The organism is Boseongicola aestuarii (genome assembly GCF_900184815.1).
Classification (GTDB): Bacteria; Pseudomonadota; Alphaproteobacteria; order Rhodobacterales; family Rhodobacteraceae; genus Boseongicola; species Boseongicola aestuarii.
Window position 1 is genome coordinate 76,372 of the sequence record NZ_FXXQ01000012.1, and the last position, 15,606, is coordinate 91,977.

The following is a 15,606-nucleotide window of genomic DNA, read 5'->3' on the forward strand; positions in this document are numbered from 1 at the left end:
CACACCATGCACCGCCGCACTTTCCTCACGTCTGCTGCCGCTATCACGCTTGCCGGCCCTGCATTTGCCGGGATCGGGACAGCCTACACGCCGGGCCTTCTTCAAAAGGAACTGGACGCGGGAAAGACCGTATTTGTCGATTTCTATGCCGACTGGTGCACGACATGCCGCCGCCAGGAGCGGGTGATCAATGCGCTGCTGTCGCAGGAACCGGCCTATGAAGCGAACATCAGCTTCGTCGCGGTTGATTGGGACAAACACGCCCGGTCTGACCTGTCCGTCCGACTAAACATCCCGCGCCGCTCGACACTGGTGGTGTTGCGTGGAAACGAGGAACTTGGGCGCATCGTGGCGGGCACGCGTGAAAGCGAAATCAAGGCTTTGCTGGACACCGCACTTACCTCAGCAACGGCATAAACCTTGCAAAACCGACAATAAACGGCTCCCCTTCAAAAGAGGGGGGTGTCGACATGGCATTAGAAAACGCGAAAGTGACCAATTCCCGTACGGGAACTGTGTTTGAGATCATAGAGATTAGCGAAACCCACGTCGTGATGCGCTACACGATGCAGCCTCACATGAAGGTCCCCGATATCGCCGAACATTTCCACTCGGTCTGGGACGAAGAGTTCAAGATACTCGAAGGCGAGGGCGAATATCGCCTCGATGGTAGCAAGGGCACGGTGAAGGCAGGCGAGACGCTCACTATGCCCCGAGGGATCAAACACATCCACCCGTGGAACACCGGCTCTGAGCCTATGGTCATGGAACAGACTGCCACAGTCGATGCGCCCCATCCGCGCGCCGTTCGCGATACGTTGGGGATCATTTTCACTCTCTACAAGGCCGAGGCAGAAGGTAGGATCTTGCTCGACAAAGTCGGTATCCCAAGGAACCCGATCAAGTTTGCCGCAACCGCCCGTATTTTTGCGCAAGGCGGCAGCTATGATGCAAGATTTCCCAAAGCGATGCAGGACGGAGGCGCGGCGACCATCGGGCGGTTCGTTGAAACCCTGGGAGTCGACATGATCGACCCGGAGTTCCGCTAATACATCTGGACGATGGCACGCAGCGGAATACCGGCCACCTTCTCCAGGACAGCGACTTCATCCTGGCTCAGTGGCCCACGCCCGACGTTCCGCGCACTGACAAACCATCGCGCGAACCCTTGGTGTGGGGTATACGTCAGCGCGTTGAGGTTGGTGTCCCGCTGGCAACAAGGCGTTTCGTGTCTGTGCAGGTGAAAGCCGTCCTCACCATGCCAGTCTTCGTCCATCCACTCGTGCCATTGCTCGATCGTTATATCGCCGCCACAGAACGGACAGGCAATCACTTCAAAGGCCTCTCCGCAGTCTATGAACTGCAGCTTTCCATAACGCTTGACCCGTGCCTCATTCGTGCCCGCAATTCTAGCCAAGGCATCGCGCAAGGTGTCCGCCACCTCCGGCAAGGCCGCTTGCGGGTCGGCCGGGATCACAACCAAAAAGTGATCAGACATCAGCCGATGGGCCCGCGTACGCCACCTGTCTGTGCGCGATCCAACAGCAAGTGATCCAGAACGACGGCCGCCGCCATGGCTTCGGCCACTGGAACCGCGCGGATGCCGACACATGGATCGTGGCGGCCCTTGGTGATAATCTCGGTTTCTTCGCCGGACTTGGTGATTGTCTTGCGCGGCGTCAGGATTGAAGATGTCGGTTTGACGGCAAATCGGACAACAACATCCTGACCCGTTGAAATACCGCCCAGAATTCCGCCAGAATGGTTCGACGAATAGATCGGCCCGTCCGGTCCCATCCTGATTTCGTCCGCATTCGCTTCCCCGGTCAGCCGCGCCGCCGCCATGCCTTCGCCGATCTCGACGCCCTTTACGGCATTTATCGACATCATCGCCGCTGCCAGATCGGTGTCCAGCTTTGCATATACCGGCGCGCCCAAACCCGCAGGACATCCGCGAACCGAAACCTCGATCATTGCGCCCACCGACGACCCGCTTTTGCGCAGCCCATCAAGATAACCGGCCCATTCCTCAGCAGCCACCGCGTCAGGCACCCAGAATGGATTACGCTCGATCTCGTCCCAGTCAAAGCGCGTTCGGTCAATGTCCTTCTCGCCCATCCCGACCATATAGCCGGTGACCCTTAGCCCCGGGACAAGCTGTGCCAGGGCCGCACGCGCCACACCTCCTGCCGCCACACGCGCCGCAGTTTCGCGCGCGGATGACCGTCCGCCGCCGCGATAGTCGCGGATACCGTATTTCTGCCAATAGGTGATGTCTGCGTGCCCGGGACGGAACTTTTCGGCGATATCGCCGTAATCCTTGGACCGCTGATCGGTGTTCTCGATCATAAGCTGGATCGGGGTTCCCGTCGTTTTTCCCTCGAATACACCGGACAGGATCCGTACCTCGTCAGCCTCCCGACGCTGCGTTGTATACTTGTTCTGACCTGGCTTTCTGCGGTCCAGCCATACCTGAATATCCGCTTCACTCAGAGCGGCTCCCGGCGGACAGCCATCCACCGTCGCCCCAAGGGCTGGCCCGTGACTTTCGCCCCAGGTCGTGACCCGGAAAACATGTCCGTAAGAATTCAGGCTCATCGCGTCGTCTCCTTTGAGCGATGGTCTAGTCTGAACAAACGCAGGATGGAAGCGGGGGCAGAGCTTTCTCTAGCGTTCTATGCCGCGTCGCATCATCACCTTGTTGCCGTCCTCGCCCGATACCTCCCAGCCAAGCCGCTTATAAAAAGCGATCACCCCACGCATCTTGCGATGTGTCGCAAGCGCCATCTCGTCCACCCCCGACATTGTTGCTTGTGCCACAGCAAATGCCATCAATGCCTGTCCCACGCCCCTTCGCCCATGATCTGGGGCCACCGCGATATTCGCCAAATGCCAGCGCCCCAAAACCACACTGCCAATCAAGCAACCGATTGTGACCTCACGCTCGGTAGCAATCCAAACCCGACCCGCGGCAATGTCCTCCGCCACGCCACTTGCAACATTTGGGAGATCAGGCAAAGTAACCGACCACACTGCGTAGGCCGCGTTGATGACGGCGCGGATCGCGTCCGCATCTTTGCTTTCCGCAGCCCTGATGCTCACGTCGTTCATGATGACCACCCTGCCACATTCACCCTTTGAAAAATACCTCGGGGAGGGCTCGCCCTTGCGAGACCGGGGCAGCGCCCCTCTTTTGACCTTGCACAGATACCCGAACCGCCCTACCTCATGAGGTACCTCGGGGGGCCCATTTGGGCTGAGATGCTGTTCCAGCGGACCCGTAGAACCTGAACCGGTTAGCACCGGCGGAGGGAAGGTCGAGATCCTCTCAACCCGCTCCTTCGCCCAGTTGAGAGGAACTTGAGATGCGTTATCCAATCCTTGCGGCAGGGCTTTTGGCAGTCACTCCGGCTTCGGCCCAAGACTTGCCCGTCCTGACCGTATACACTTACGACAGTTTCGTCGCCGATTGGGGGCCCGGTCCCGCAATTGAAACTGCTTTTGAAGCAACCTGTGAATGCGACCTTCAATTTATCGCCGCAGGCGATGGCGCGGCCCTTCTTGGGCGGGTCCGTCTTGAAGGTGCGCGAAGCGATGCTGACATTGTGCTTGGTCTGGACACCAACCTGCTCGCCGCAGCCAACGACACCGGGCTGTTTGCTCCCCATGGTCTCGAAACCCCAGCCCTCGACCTTCCAGTCGACTGGTCAGACGCGACTTTCCTGCCCTATGACTGGGGTTATTTCGCGTTCGTTCACAATGCTGGCATGGAAAATATCCCGACGGATTTCCGCGGGTTGGGTGCAAGCGATACGACCATCGTCATACAGGATCCGCGCTCATCCACGCCCGGACTTGGCCTGCTGATGTGGGTCAAAGCCGCTTACGGCGACGAAGCGCCCGGCATCTGGGAAGCGCTGGCGGATAATGTCGTCACCGTCACACCGGGTTGGTCCGAGGCCTACGGTTTGTTCCTCGAAGGCGAAGCCGACATGGTGCTCAGTTATACCACGTCGCCCGCCTATCACCTGATCGCGGAAGAAGACACTGGCAAGACCGCAGCCGCTTTTGCCGAAGGCCACTACCTCCAGGTTGAAGTGGCAGGCAAGCTTGCATCAAGCGATCAGCCCGAGCTTGCAACTGCGTTTCTCGACTTCATGCTGACCGACGCATTTCAGTCCGTCATTCCAACGACAAACTGGATGTATCCGGCCGTGATGCCCGAGGGCGGATTGCCCGAGGGGTTTGAAACGCTGATCCAGCCCGATCAGGCGCTCTTGTTGTCGCCTGTAGCCGCTGCCGAAGCGCGCGATGAGGCCTTGGACGAATGGCTGACCGCGCTCAGCCGCTAGGGCTTGCCGGTTGGACCGGGATCGCGGCAACTGTTGCGATCCCGGCTCTTATCGCGCTCACGGCAACTGCCGTCGTTCTTTCGGCCGAAGGGGGCCGTGGGTTGTCGGCAGCCGACTGGGCGGCGATCCGCTTTACACTTTGGCAGGCGCTTCTTTCCGCGATGATAAGCGTCGGTCTCGCAATTCCTGTCGCACGCGCGCTTGCACGGCGACAATTTCTGGGCCGCGAAGCTCTCATCACGCTTCTGGGTGCCCCATTCTTGCTGCCTGTGATTGTTGCGGTGTTCGGGCTTCTGGCGATCTTTGGACGCAGTGGACTTTTGAACAACGGTTTGGTCGCCATTGGAGCCCAGCCCATCAGCATCTTCGGATTGCACGGCGTCGTCCTTGCTCATGTCTTCTTGAACCTGCCCCTTGCAACACGCCTCTTATTGCAGGGCTGGCAAACAATTCCCGCCGAGCGTTTTCGCCTCGCGGCGTCGCTCGACATGAGGGCGGGTGCGATGTTTCGACACTTGGAAGTTCCAATGCTTGTGCGCGCGGCACCACCTGCAGCACTGATCATATTCGCTATTTGCACGACAAGCTTTGCCGTCGCTCTGACGCTTGGCGGCGGCCCTCGTGCAACTACCGTCGAGCTTGCCATCTTTCAGGCGCTACGGTTCGATTTCGATCTCACGCGTGCGGCCATGCTCTCGGTGGTGCAACTTGCCATCACAGGCTCACTGGCCCTCATTGCGTTGAAACTTGCACGCGCTCCGGATTTTGGAAAAGGGTTTGATCGCCCCGCCAAACGCTGGGATGTCGATGACGCGCCCCGTCGCATTTTAGATGGCATGTTTATTGCGGCGGCGGCGCTTTTTCTGATTGCGCCCATGGCGGCCGTTTTCGTGCGAGGCGCAACGAACCTTGCAGGGCTTCCCGACGTAGTCTGGACCTCTGCCGGGCGTTCATTGCTGGTGGCTGCGCTTTCGACGACGCTCGTTGTAAGCGCCGGCCTGTTCACGTCGATCGCTGCAGCACGTCTTCGCAGTGGAGCTGTCTGGATTGAAAGCGCCGGTCTTCTCGCGATTGCCGCGTCGCCCCTTGTCGTGGGAACAGGCTTGTTCATAATCGTGTTCCCCTTCGTCGAACCCGCGCGACTTGCGCTTCCGGTCACCGCGCTCGTCAACGCGGTTGTGACGCTGCCGTTTGTGCTGCGCGCCCTGATACCAGCCGTACGAGACGCCGAAGCTTCCTTCGGCCCACTCGCGGACAGCCTCGATCTTAAAAGTCTTGCAAGACTTCGATTGCTGATCCTGCCGCGCATCCGAAGACCACTTGGGTTCTCAGCCGGACTGGCCGCCGCTCTGTCAATGGGAGACCTCGGCGTGATAGCGCTGTTCGCAGACCCGGCGACAGCCACCTTGCCGCTGCAACTCTACCGATTGATGGGAGCTTACCGGATGGATGACGCCGCAGGTGCGTCACTCCTCTTACTCTCCTTGAGCTTCGCGCTGTTCTGGGCTTGCGACTGGGGAGGGCGCCGCGGTGCTTGAATTGAAAGACGTCAAACTCGTGCTTGGGGACTTCCGGCTTTCCGCAAATCTGGCAATCGACGGGCCCGGTGTGACAGCGGTGATCGGACCGTCAGGCGGAGGCAAGTCGACGCTGTTGTCGCTGATCGCCGGATTCCAACTGCCTGATGAAGGGCGGATTTTTTGGGATGGCTCGGACATTACGGATTTGACTCCCGGTGCAAGGCCGGTTGCCATGCTGTTTCAGGACAACAATCTCTTTCCACACCTAGACAGCCTCTCCAACGTGGCTCTGGGCGAAGTACCTGTCGCGCGTCCAAGTCAGGACACGAAAGAGCGGGCGCGAGATGCCTTAAGAAAGGTCGGTCTTTCCGGTCTGGAGACCCGTAAACCCGGCGCGCTTTCCGGAGGTCAACAAAGCCGCGTCGCGCTCGCGCGTTTGCTGCTCACAAAGCGCCCGGTCATCCTGATGGATGAACCGTTCTCGGCGCTGGGCCCGTCACAGAGACGGGACATGCTTGCCCTGGTGAAAGAACTGCTGCCAAAAGCGACAATCCTGATGGTCACGCACGATCCTGATGATGCGCGCGAATCGATGCAGACAGCAGTGGTTTCAGACGGATATGTTTCGCCACCGCGAGATACGGTCGCCGTCTTCGCAGATCCACCACCGATTCTTGATGCCTACCTCAGGTAGGGTATCTGTGGCAGCTCTGCCCTTAACGCCCCAGGGATTTCTCGACCCAAAGATCGAAAAGAAGCGACCTGCATCAGCCGACACAAGCCGTCCCTTCTTCAGGTCACAAGGCTGGCGTCCCTGCTGCCTTGCATCACAAATTCCGCCGGGAAACCTTTCAAACCAATTTACCCAACCAGATGTGTCTTGGTGGAGCGTCAAGGTTAACAGCTTCTTTGGGTCACGAAATCCTGGGGTGAGCCGCGTCAGCTGCCAGGGGCAATGCCCTTAATCGTCCACCGGTTTTCTGAGTGCCTTGATCTGGCCGCGCTGTTTCTTGGCTTCGACGCGCTTTCGCTTTTGCCCAAGAGGCACACGCGTTCGAATGCGTTTCTTGGGCTTTTCCGTTGCGCGTCTGATCAGATCGGCCAGCCTTGAGCGGGCTATTTCACGGTTACGCGCCTGACTCCGCTCGTCGCTCACCTGAATGATGATGGCGCCATCTTTCGTCCACCGTCGCCCCGCCAATCTTCGAAGCCTCTGTTTGACGGCCATTGGCAAGTGTGGAGAGCGCTCGGCCTCGAACCTGAGTTCCACTGCAGATGAAACCTTGTTCACGTTCTGCCCGCCCGGACCAGAGGCACGCACGAAACTTTCGGTCAGTTCCCAGTCGGCGATTCTTATGTCGGGCGTGATTTGCATCTTTGTGATATAAGAGAAGGGCCGCCAATAGGCGACCCTTCCGAGTGTCTTGGAGATGGGCCAGTTAGGGGTCGGTTATACCGACGGCCCAATCAAAGGTGTTCTGCCTTCAGGTTTGCCTTCAGGCGACGATCCCTTCAACTGTTCCGACACGTTTCTCCAATATCGCTCTAGACACTGGACCACCTCCTTTCGTTTGTTTCCGATAACTCAGAGGTTGGCACAGATATTGTGTCTGTCAACGTTTTTTACGCTAGGTTTGGCTTGAGACGTCTCACAATTATGCGAAATGGCACCAGTGCGATTAATGCGAGGGCGATTTTCACACCCCAATCGGCCACGGCAAGCGACACCCAAAGCGGACTTGCGGGGCCGAAACCCAGAATTGGAAGCACCTCGCCGGCCCAGCTCACATCGTTTGCAGGCTCAATAAAGGCCAGCGTTGCCGAAAAGGCGATGGTGAAGAACAGAGCCGTGTCGACTGCCGATCCAATCAGGGTCGACACCAGAGGCGCTCGCCACCAAGCTCCGCCGCGCAGTCGGTCGAAGATCGCGACGTCCAAGAGCTGTGCCGTGAGGAACGCCAGACCTGACCCAAGGGCAATGCGCCAGGTCACAAGCGGTCCGAACTCGCCTGCGATCTGCGTGCCGACCATCGAGCATCCCACGCCCACAAGAAAGCCCGAAAAAACGACTTTGCGCGCATCGCGCGCGCCGTAAACGCGGTTCATCACATCGGTCACAAGAAACGCCAGTGGGTAAGTGAACGCGCCCCAGGTCAGCCATTGGCCGAACAGGAATTGCACCAAAATATTCGAAGCCACAACGATGGCGGCCATGGCAATGATGCCAGGAAGGATTCGTGTCATGATTTTTTCCGTTTTGACAAGGTAGTCGGAGACTTGGACCCGTTATTGGGATGGGCGCACTTAGCTGGCAGCGTTCACTGCGTCAAGCGGAACTCGATGATCTGGGTTTCCTGAACGCTCAAATTGTTGTCGTCCGATATCATTGTCAGCCGCAACCGACTTTCGCTATCTCGCCAGACAGACAGGCCTTCCAGATTGTCGAACTGGCGCAGGTGCGATGTCCAGAGGATCTCGCCATCAGGATGGAACTCATTCGGCTGGAATGTTCGGATACGGCTCTGAAATCCGACCAAGTGAAACGCGCGTTCAAGGACGTAAAGTTTGCCGTCGGGTCCAACATCTGCGCCGACGGGTCTGAAACCCTTTGATCGCTTCAGGTGACCAAGTGTCTCCCAACCTGCTCGCATCTGCCGCCACAGCGGAAAGCCAGTTGTGCCTTTCGGTGCGGTTTCCGGAATTGCCAGAAATCGGCCTTCATTATCCACCGCCAAAGCTTCGACACCGCCGTTTTCAGGCAAGCCGGTGGCTTCCCGAGGGAGTTCTACGCGGGTGGGAAGCCCTGTCTCGCCATATATCAAAATCCTTGGAAACCGCTCAAACGACACTGCAAAGCGCCCACTTGAAAGCACGGCAAGACCTTCGCTGTCGCCAATATGTTCGATGTTCTTTTGAAAAAACGGCGTTCCGTCGGTGTCTACCAGCGCGCCAACCGGCCCAGGCTCCACACCGACAATCCGGTTGCCGGCGCGCAGGAACTTGCCCTCATAAATCTGGGCATTGTCGCCGATCGCAATGAACGAAGCGCCGCCATCCATGACCTCAATTGCGGACCATCCTCCGAAGTAGTCCTCGGGGCGCTCCCAAACGAAATGGGAGGTCTGTTCAAGTTCGGGCTCTGCGGCAAGCGGAGTTGCCGCAAGGATCAGCGCGACAAGACTTGTGCGCATTGCTGAGGCAGATCGGCCATCACCAGTTCACGTCGCGGCGGCGCTGGTTTGGCATTTGGGTCCGGGGGTGGCGGGTTCAGGATATTGTCGACCCACTCCTGCGCCTGATCGCAACCATCCCCCGCCGGAGGCGGGGCCTGATTGATGCAAGCGCCTGCATTCCTTGGACACTCCAAGCGGACATGGAAATGGTAGTGATGCCCCCACCAGGGGCGGATCTTGCGCAACCACGCGCGGTCGCCGCGTGCGTCCTTGCACATTTGCACCTTGGCTCCGGGGAAAATGAAAATGCGGGCGACAGCAGGATCACTGGCGGCGGCTTTAAGGATTTCATGGTGCTGTGGCGTCCAGTTTTCGTTCACAAAAGCGCCGTTCGCCCGGCGCGTCGAAATTGACGACAGGTTTTCGCGTGTTCCACGGCTGAGGGTCAGATCGCGGGCGGGCAGCATCCAGACGTCTATGTCCAGACCAAGTTGGTGGCTGCGGTGTCCGGTCAACATCGGACCGCCGCGCGGCTGCGAAATGTCGCCGATATAAAGCCCGTTCCAGCCCGGTTGCGTGGCCGCGAAACGAGATAGCCGGTTGATGAATTCAATGGTGTTCGGATGGCCCCAATTGCGATTTCGACTGAGGCGCATGGCCTGCCAGGTCGGTCCGGTCTCGTTAAGTTGAACGCCCCCGGCAAGACAGCCTTTAGCATAGCTTCCAAATGGCGCTGACGTGTGGCGGGACGCGTTTGATTTACCGCCGAATAACTCTTTCGCCAACGGCTGGGCTGCAAGGGGTGAAATGGATAGTACGATGGCCGTCAGGACGGCTGCGAACCGGTGTCCCATGTATCTGCTCTGTCTCCGCCTGCTTTTACCCATGGTAGCAAAACCAGTCCAAGAAGGAACAAAAAGATCAAAGGGGCAACGCCGAGGCGCGCGCTTTCGGTCAATGCGGTCACAGTTCCGATCAGTGCCGGGGCAAGAAACGACGTGGCGCGCCCGGAAAGCCCATAAAGACCAAAGCTTTCGGTCGGTGCTTCAGGGTCTGCGTGCCGCACCATCATTGAGCGGCTCGCCGCCTGAAGCACGCCTCCAAAGCCGCCGATCAGGATGCCACAGCCAAAGAAGACCATGTCGGGAAGGCTCGACGAAGCGTCCAGCGCGACGCCAAAGAAACTATCGCGGCTCATGTTCACGATCGTGAAGCACACAAGCATCAATCCGATGATGGTTGCGATAATGACTGGTTTCGGACCAAAGTGCTTGTCCAGCCCGCCACCGACCCACGAGAACCCGGCGGCAGCCAGAACACTGATAATCCCGAAAACGCCGACTTGCGTGACTTCCCAGTTCAAGACCAGCAAGGCATAGGTGCCACCAAACCCGTAAAGTCCGTTCAAGGCATCACGATATAACATTGAAGAAGCCAGATAGGACGCCAGCGAAGGCCGCTTGACCAGCCCCTTGATGGCTCCGCCTAGGCTGCTCAACGCGGCTTTCATGGAATACCCGCGGCGCTCGCTGCGCACTTCCCGAACCCAGAGGAAGTATGGAACCATGAACACCAGAAACCAAAGTGCTGCGAAAGGTCCAGCAAACCGCGTGCCTTCCCGCATTTCCGGGTCCAGACCGAACACCGGGGCAAGCCCGGCAACAGTGCGTCCGTTGGCTTGCTCGACAAAGAACACCAGAACAATCGCAAGCGAGATCAGTCCGCCGAGATACCCAAAGGCAAAACCGGACCCCGAGATCTTGCCGATCTCCTGCGGCGTTCCCAGTGCCGGCAACTGAGCGTTGGTGAAGATCAGCGCGTATTCAGCTCCAATGAAGCCGACTGCGAAAAACAAGAGTGCCCACATCAGGTTCGAACCGTCTGGCTGGGTCCACCAAAGACCCGTGGCTCCGACAACGAACATCATCGAGAACGCAATAATCCAGGGCATTCGTCGGCCTGCGGTGTCGGCCAAAGCGCCCATGATCGGACCGCCAAAACCAACAACCAGACCAGTCAGCGTGAGACACAACGACCAGACCGACTGCGCGCGTGCATCCGCTGCGGTTTCATCCATGCCCGCGGCCATATAGTGCTCCATGGCCACAGACGCGAAGAACGGCCCGAATATGAAAGTTAGCAATACTGTGTGATAGGGCTGGCTGGCCCAGTCGAAAAAGAACCAGCCCCAGATACGTTTCTTCAGGCTTGGTGCGCTCATAATCTTCCTCGCATATTATCAGCAACTTAGATAGAGCGTGTGCGAGTAAAGCAACCTCTTAGTTGTCGATCTTGGGGCCGCCTTCAGGTGGCCAGGGCCTTGTGGCCTCGGCGTCGATCCAATTTTGAGCCCAGTCCGGCATCGGCGGTTGCTCTGCAGCATAGCCATTTCTTTCCAGAAAATCGCTTGGCTTGATTGTGCCGTTCTTGTCCTTGATCGCGGCGCGCAAAAGAAGGTGGTTCATGCAGGTGCTGCCCTGCCACATCGATTGTTCTGCATAAGTGAAGCGATCATCGAAACCAACAAAACGCGTCTGAACGCGATAAGTCTGCCAGGTCGGAATGCGTTTGCGGTACCGCACCGAAACGCCCGCCACTGGAAACATCAGCCGCTGCTTAATGACATGGCTCACTATCCCCATCCGAGTGGTCGCAGCCCAGCGATCCAATTCGAACAATGTCAGAATACGACCGTGGTTCAGTTCTCCGAACAGATCCGTGTCCCAAGGCCATGCGCGGTGGGTCGCGACATGCCAGTCGTAAAGGCCGATCTTTGGCATCTTGCGGGCTTTCGCCATGAAATAAAGGGCGCGAAAATATGGATACATTTCGGTGCCTTCGCCGATTGAAAGCGGAGCGTCAAGAACGACGTGACGGAATGCGGGGGCTTGTCAGATGGTGGCGTGGCCCTTAGGTGAAGTGAGCCCAAAAGACGGAAAACTGACACATGCAATCGCTTCTTCAAATTCTGCTGCTGATCCTCGATGTCGCGTGGTTCATCATGATCGCGCATATCATCATGTCGTGGCTCATCAGCTTCAGCGTGCTGAACCTGCATCAACCGTTCGTGCGTCAGGTCTGGGACGGTCTGAACCGCCTGCTGGAACCTGTCTATGGGCGTATCCGCAGCTTCCTGCCGCAGACGGGCGGGCTTGATCTGGCGCCTCTGGTTGCGCTGATCGGGGTCTATGCTTTGCGGATCATTCTGATCAATAACGCGGGCGCGTTTATCTGACCTTTGAAGCCTTGATCGGACCTTGTTGACGGCCTGTTCACATGCGACAGTGTAGGCAACGAGAGCAGTTCAAGAACAAGGCACAGCAATGGACGGGTCCAGTCCCACCGCCCATTCGATTCTAAGCGAAGTTTTCGGCTTTGACGGGTTTCGCCCGATGCAGGCCGATATTGTGACGGCTGTGGCCGCTGGCACCGACGTGCTGGCCATTCTGCCGACCGGTGGCGGGAAATCTCTTTGTTTTCAGCTTCCTGCGTTGATGCGGCCCGGACTGACGGTGGTCATCTCGCCGTTGATTGCATTGATGCGCGATCAGGTGCGCGCTTTGAAAGAGGCCGGCGTATCGGCGGGGGCTTTGACGTCTGCCAATACCGAGGATGAAAACGCTGAGGTGTTTGATGCGCTGTATAAGGGCGATCTGAAGCTTCTTTATATGGCGCCGGAGCGGCTTGCTGCCGGGGGCACGGACCGGATGCTGGCGCATGCGGGGGTGACATTGCTTGCGGTTGATGAGGCGCATTGTGTGAGCCAGTGGGGGCATGACTTTCGACCCGACTATTTGCGCATCGGGGCTTTGCGTCGTGCGCTGGATGTGCCGCTTGCGGCCTTTACCGCGACGGCGGATGCCGAGACGCGCGACGAGATTGCGGCACGGTTGTTTGGGGGCGACGAACCCACCGTTTTCCTCGGGGGATTTGATCGCCCGAACATTCATCTGGCCTTTGCGGCGAAGGACAAGCCGCGTGAGCAGATCCTGAGTTTCGCGGCAGCGCGCAAAGGGCAGTCGGGGATTGTCTACTGCGGGACGCGGGCCAAGACCGAGACGCTGGCAAAGGCGATGTGCGATGCCGGGCATTCGGCTTTGGCGTATCACGGCGGGATGGAACCCGATGCGCGCCGCGAGGTTGAGCGGCGGTTTCAGACGGATGACGATCTGGTCGTTGTGGCGACGATTGCCTTCGGAATGGGGATCGACAAACCGGACATCCGATGGGTCGCGCATGCGGACCTGCCGAAGTCAATTGAGGCGTATTATCAAGAGATTGGCCGCGCCGGACGGGATGGGGCGCCAGCGGAAACGCTGACGCTGTTCGGGACTGATGACATTCGGTTTCGGCGGATGCAGATTGATGAGGGTTTGGCGCCTCCCGAGCGGCGGATGGCGGATCATGGGCGGCTGAACGCTCTACTTGGTTTGGCCGAGGCGCATCAGTGCAGGCGGTTGAATTTGCTTAGCTATTTCGGGGAAAAACCCGAGCCTTGCGGGCGCTGCGATCTGTGCGATACGCCGCCGGAGACCTTCGACGGAACCGAGGCAGTGAGGAAAGCGCTTTCGGCGATCCTGCGCACCGGCGAGATGTTCGGGGCCGGGCATCTGACAGATATTCTTGTTGGAAATCAAACGGATAAAGTACGTCAGCGCGGGCACGATGACTTGCCGACGTTTGGGGTCGGCAAGGACCTTGATCGTCGGATGTGGGGGGCTGTGTTCCGGCAGATGATGGGGCAGGACCTTGTGCGGCCCGATCCCGAGCGGCACGGAGGCTTGCGCATGACCGATGCGGCGCGGCCTATCTTGCGCGCTGAGGCGTCGATAACCCTGAGAAAAGACACGATGAAACCCGAGAGGCGGCCTGCGGCCAAGACCTTGGTGAGCGATGAAGATGCGCCTTTGTTATCGGCGCTGAAGGCGAAGCGGCGGGCTTTGGCGGAAAATGCGCGGGTGCCGGCCTATGTGATTTTCAATGATCGGACGCTGATCGAAATGGCCGAAACGCGGCCCAAATCGATGGACGATATGGCCGGGATCACCGGGGTTGGCGCGAAAAAGCTGGAACGCTATGGCGCTAAATTTCTTGAAATAATTACGGGTGAGGCGGAGGTTGTCGCGCATCCCGTACGGCGCAAGTTGGCGGGGCGCGCGGCGGGCGAGACCTATGACCGGCTGTTGGCAGTGCAGGCGGATTTGGCGCGCGGTGCGGACGGCACGGGCAAGCCCATGTCGTGTTCGGCGTCTTTGCTGGCAAAGGTTGCGGCGCTGGGCGCGGACCGGGCGGGGGATGTTGAACGCCTTCTCGGCGCGCGTCTGGCCGAGCGGTTTGGCGGCGCGTTTCAGGACGTTCTGCGCGAGAATTGACGCAACGTTCGCTGCGCGAGATCACACCTTTTTTCAGAATTGGTTAATTCGCGCGATTTCCTGAGAAAATGACTGAAATGGCACGTCGGTACAGCGTCGGTATGACGTCGGTATCGCGTCGGTGCGACCGTTCGGTGGTTGCCTGTTTTGCGCACCCTAACAGAGCGTGCGGTCGAATAAATGAAGAAAATATTAACATTTTCAGTGGCTTGCTGCGCATTGGGTGAACGTCGCCGCGCAAGGGTTTGGAGTTGTTAACGGATTGCCGCCTGCTCGGGCGTTCAGGGGCCGCAGCACGCGAGGTCCGCGATTTCAGCGTAGGAAACCCACGGCGTAGGTCGGGGTGATCTGCTGGCTTTCGATGAAATCATCCAGCGCCTTCTGGTTCGGCTGATCCACGGTCAGGGTTTCGACCAGTGCAAGGCCGCCGGTGATGAAAAGGCTGTCGATATCTTCGCCCATCGCGCCTTTGATATCGGTGCCGATACCGTCGCCGATCGCAAGAATGCGGCTGTCGGGAATGTCGGTGCCAAGCGCGGCAAGGCGGCGGCGGGCGAGGTCATAGACGGGCGGGTGCGGTTTGCCGAAGTAGAGGCTCTCTCCGCCCATTTCGGTGTAGAGTTTCGCCAGCGCGCCAGCGCACCATTCGCGGGTATCGCCCCGGTCGACGACGATATCGGGATTGGCGCAGAGCAGTTTCAGGCCCTTTTGCTTGGCATAGAGAAACTCGGGACGGTTCACGGATGGGTCGGCCTGCGCGTCGAAAGGGCCGAGGCAGGCGATGCCGGTGGCCTCTTCGAGAGGGACGCGGGTGATCTTGACGGGATCATCGACGAGGTGGATCGGCTCGAAAAAGGTCAGGTCATAGTCCTGGCCCATGAACCAGACCTTGTCGCCGACGACACCCTGGAACATGGCCGAACGCGCACTGTCACCGCTGGTGGCGATCACGTCCCAGCAATCGCGTGCGACGCCGATCTTCTGAAGCTGCCGTTCGACCGAGGCGCGCGGACGCGGAGCGTTGGTCAGCAAGACGACCTTGCCGCCGCGTCGGCGAAAGGCCTGAAGTGCGGCGACGGCTTCGGGGAAGGGTTCGATCCCGTTGTGCAGGCACCCCCAGAGGTCACAGAAGACCGCGTCGTAGTTGTCCGAGATTTCGGCAAGGTCGGCGACGATGGGGATGCTCATT

Annotated in this window: 17 protein-coding genes and 1 riboswitch; of the genes, 7 read left to right on the plus strand and 10 right to left on the minus strand. The window is 58.8% G+C overall.

From position 1 onward, the window contains the following. Nucleotides 1-6: 6 nt before the first annotated feature. Nucleotides 7-417, plus strand: coding sequence for a thioredoxin family protein (locus BOA8489_RS16090; RefSeq protein ID WP_093975335.1), 411 nt, complete (start codon nucleotides 7-9; stop codon nucleotides 415-417). Nucleotides 418-470: 53 nt separating this feature from the next. Beyond that, complete coding sequence (locus BOA8489_RS16095; protein ID WP_093975336.1) at nucleotides 471-1,049, plus strand: cupin domain-containing protein; 579 nt, start codon at nucleotides 471-473, stop codon at nucleotides 1,047-1,049. On the opposite strand, the gene BOA8489_RS16100 is transcribed toward BOA8489_RS16095, so the two are convergent. The 3 genes from BOA8489_RS16100 to BOA8489_RS16110 form a co-directional block, all read right to left on the minus strand. Continuing rightward, nucleotides 1,046-1,498 carry a hypothetical protein gene (locus BOA8489_RS16100; RefSeq protein ID WP_093975337.1) on the minus strand — a complete coding sequence of 151 codons (453 nt, stop codon included), beginning with the start codon at nucleotides 1,496-1,498 and terminating at the stop codon, nucleotides 1,046-1,048. The genes BOA8489_RS16095 and BOA8489_RS16100 overlap by 4 nt on opposite strands. Further along, nucleotides 1,498-2,598, minus strand: a complete 1,101-nt coding sequence (aroC, locus tag BOA8489_RS16105) for a chorismate synthase (protein ID WP_093975338.1) — start codon at nucleotides 2,596-2,598, stop codon at nucleotides 1,498-1,500. The genes BOA8489_RS16100 and aroC overlap by 1 nt, the downstream gene beginning before the upstream one ends. Before the next feature lie 69 nt (nucleotides 2,599-2,667). Next, on the minus strand, nucleotides 2,668-3,111 hold the full coding sequence (locus BOA8489_RS16110) for a GNAT family N-acetyltransferase (RefSeq protein WP_141138314.1): 444 nt from the start codon (nucleotides 3,109-3,111) through the stop codon (nucleotides 2,668-2,670). A 118-nt stretch (nucleotides 3,112-3,229) separates the two neighbouring features. Then, nucleotides 3,230-3,331: riboswitch (TPP riboswitch) on the plus strand. 34 nt (nucleotides 3,332-3,365) lie between these two features. On the opposite strand from BOA8489_RS16110, the gene thiB reads away from it, so the two are divergent. Genes thiB through BOA8489_RS16125 form a run of 3 tightly spaced genes read left to right on the plus strand, consistent with a single transcriptional unit; the run spans nucleotide 3,366 to nucleotide 6,566 of the window. Next, nucleotides 3,366-4,352: a thiamine ABC transporter substrate binding subunit gene (gene thiB / locus BOA8489_RS16115; RefSeq protein ID WP_093975340.1), complete on the plus strand. Its 987-nt coding sequence runs from the start codon at nucleotides 3,366-3,368 to the stop codon at nucleotides 4,350-4,352. Next, nucleotides 4,328-5,890, plus strand: coding sequence for a thiamine/thiamine pyrophosphate ABC transporter permease ThiP (locus BOA8489_RS16120; RefSeq protein WP_093975341.1), 1,563 nt, complete (start codon nucleotides 4,328-4,330; stop codon nucleotides 5,888-5,890). Before thiB ends, BOA8489_RS16120 begins: the two co-directional genes overlap by 25 nt. Then, the gene (locus tag BOA8489_RS16125; protein WP_093975342.1) at nucleotides 5,883-6,566 is read left to right on the plus strand and encodes a thiamine ABC transporter ATP-binding protein; all 684 of its coding nucleotides are present in this window, start codon (nucleotides 5,883-5,885) and stop codon (nucleotides 6,564-6,566) included. The genes BOA8489_RS16120 and BOA8489_RS16125 overlap by 8 nt, the downstream gene beginning before the upstream one ends. A gap of 267 nt (nucleotides 6,567-6,833) precedes the next feature. On the opposite strand, the gene arfB is transcribed toward BOA8489_RS16125, so the two are convergent. From arfB to BOA8489_RS16155, 6 genes are all read right to left on the minus strand, one after another. Further along, complete coding sequence (gene arfB, locus BOA8489_RS16130) at nucleotides 6,834-7,247, minus strand: alternative ribosome rescue aminoacyl-tRNA hydrolase ArfB (protein WP_093975343.1); 414 nt, start codon at nucleotides 7,245-7,247, stop codon at nucleotides 6,834-6,836. A 248-nt stretch (nucleotides 7,248-7,495) separates the two neighbouring features. Then, on the minus strand, nucleotides 7,496-8,116 hold the full coding sequence (locus BOA8489_RS16135) for a queuosine precursor transporter (protein ID WP_093975344.1): 621 nt from the start codon (nucleotides 8,114-8,116) through the stop codon (nucleotides 7,496-7,498). Between the two features lie 74 nt (nucleotides 8,117-8,190). Continuing rightward, on the minus strand, nucleotides 8,191-9,063 hold the full coding sequence (locus BOA8489_RS16140) for an esterase-like activity of phytase family protein (RefSeq protein ID WP_093975345.1): 873 nt from the start codon (nucleotides 9,061-9,063) through the stop codon (nucleotides 8,191-8,193). Beyond that, entirely contained in the window at nucleotides 9,039-9,899 is an 861-nt protein-coding gene (gene mepA / locus BOA8489_RS16145) for a penicillin-insensitive murein endopeptidase (RefSeq protein WP_093975346.1), read from the minus strand. Before mepA ends, BOA8489_RS16140 begins: the two co-directional genes overlap by 25 nt. Further along, complete coding sequence (locus BOA8489_RS16150) at nucleotides 9,872-11,266, minus strand: MFS transporter (protein WP_093975347.1); 1,395 nt, start codon at nucleotides 11,264-11,266, stop codon at nucleotides 9,872-9,874. Before BOA8489_RS16150 ends, mepA begins: the two co-directional genes overlap by 28 nt. A gap of 58 nt (nucleotides 11,267-11,324) precedes the next feature. After that, a complete protein-coding gene (locus BOA8489_RS16155; RefSeq protein ID WP_093975348.1) occupies nucleotides 11,325-11,873 on the minus strand; it encodes an acyl-CoA thioesterase in 549 nt (182 codons plus the stop codon). 119 nt (nucleotides 11,874-11,992) lie between these two features. On the opposite strand from BOA8489_RS16155, the gene BOA8489_RS16160 reads away from it, so the two are divergent. Both BOA8489_RS16160 and recQ read left to right on the plus strand, forming a co-directional pair. After that, complete coding sequence (locus BOA8489_RS16160; protein WP_093975349.1) at nucleotides 11,993-12,280, plus strand: YggT family protein; 288 nt, start codon at nucleotides 11,993-11,995, stop codon at nucleotides 12,278-12,280. 88 nt (nucleotides 12,281-12,368) lie between these two features. After that, nucleotides 12,369-14,417, plus strand: coding sequence for a DNA helicase RecQ (gene recQ / locus BOA8489_RS16165; RefSeq protein WP_093975350.1), 2,049 nt, complete (start codon nucleotides 12,369-12,371; stop codon nucleotides 14,415-14,417). 312 nt (nucleotides 14,418-14,729) lie between these two features. Here recQ and BOA8489_RS16170 read toward each other — a convergent pair whose 3' ends face one another. Next, nucleotides 14,730-15,605 (minus strand): TIGR01459 family HAD-type hydrolase, encoded by an 876-nt coding sequence (locus tag BOA8489_RS16170; RefSeq protein ID WP_093975351.1) that lies wholly within the window; start codon nucleotides 15,603-15,605, stop codon nucleotides 14,730-14,732. Nucleotide 15,606 lies beyond the last annotated feature (1 nt).

Excerpts from the sequence above, each read along its gene's own strand:
- BOA8489_RS16120 (WP_093975341.1), top strand. The coding sequence starts at position 4,328 with ATGGCTGACCGCGCTCAGCCGCTAGGGCTTGCCGGTTGGACCGGGATC.
- BOA8489_RS16135 (WP_093975344.1), bottom strand. The coding sequence starts at position 8,116 with ATGACACGAATCCTTCCTGGCATCATTGCCATGGCCGCCATCGTTGTG.
- arfB (WP_093975343.1), bottom strand. The coding sequence starts at position 7,247 with ATGCAAATCACGCCCGACATAAGAATCGCCGACTGGGAACTGACCGAA.
- BOA8489_RS16155 (WP_093975348.1), bottom strand. The coding sequence starts at position 11,873 with ATGTATCCATATTTTCGCGCCCTTTATTTCATGGCGAAAGCCCGCAAG.
- recQ (WP_093975350.1), top strand. The coding sequence starts at position 12,369 with ATGGACGGGTCCAGTCCCACCGCCCATTCGATTCTAAGCGAAGTTTTC.
- aroC (WP_093975338.1), bottom strand. The coding sequence starts at position 2,598 with ATGAGCCTGAATTCTTACGGACATGTTTTCCGGGTCACGACCTGGGGC.
- BOA8489_RS16090 (WP_093975335.1), top strand. The coding sequence starts at position 7 with ATGCACCGCCGCACTTTCCTCACGTCTGCTGCCGCTATCACGCTTGCC.
- BOA8489_RS16160 (WP_093975349.1), top strand. The coding sequence starts at position 11,993 with ATGCAATCGCTTCTTCAAATTCTGCTGCTGATCCTCGATGTCGCGTGG.
- mepA (WP_093975346.1), bottom strand. The coding sequence starts at position 9,899 with ATGGGACACCGGTTCGCAGCCGTCCTGACGGCCATCGTACTATCCATT.
- BOA8489_RS16110 (WP_141138314.1), bottom strand. The coding sequence starts at position 3,111 with ATGAACGACGTGAGCATCAGGGCTGCGGAAAGCAAAGATGCGGACGCG.
- BOA8489_RS16100 (WP_093975337.1), bottom strand. The coding sequence starts at position 1,498 with ATGTCTGATCACTTTTTGGTTGTGATCCCGGCCGACCCGCAAGCGGCC.
- thiB (WP_093975340.1), top strand. The coding sequence starts at position 3,366 with ATGCGTTATCCAATCCTTGCGGCAGGGCTTTTGGCAGTCACTCCGGCT.
- BOA8489_RS16095 (WP_093975336.1), top strand. The coding sequence starts at position 471 with ATGGCATTAGAAAACGCGAAAGTGACCAATTCCCGTACGGGAACTGTG.
- BOA8489_RS16170 (WP_093975351.1), bottom strand. The coding sequence starts at position 15,605 with ATGAGCATCCCCATCGTCGCCGACCTTGCCGAAATCTCGGACAACTAC.
- BOA8489_RS16140 (WP_093975345.1), bottom strand. The coding sequence starts at position 9,063 with ATGCGCACAAGTCTTGTCGCGCTGATCCTTGCGGCAACTCCGCTTGCC.
- BOA8489_RS16150 (WP_093975347.1), bottom strand. The coding sequence starts at position 11,266 with ATGAGCGCACCAAGCCTGAAGAAACGTATCTGGGGCTGGTTCTTTTTC.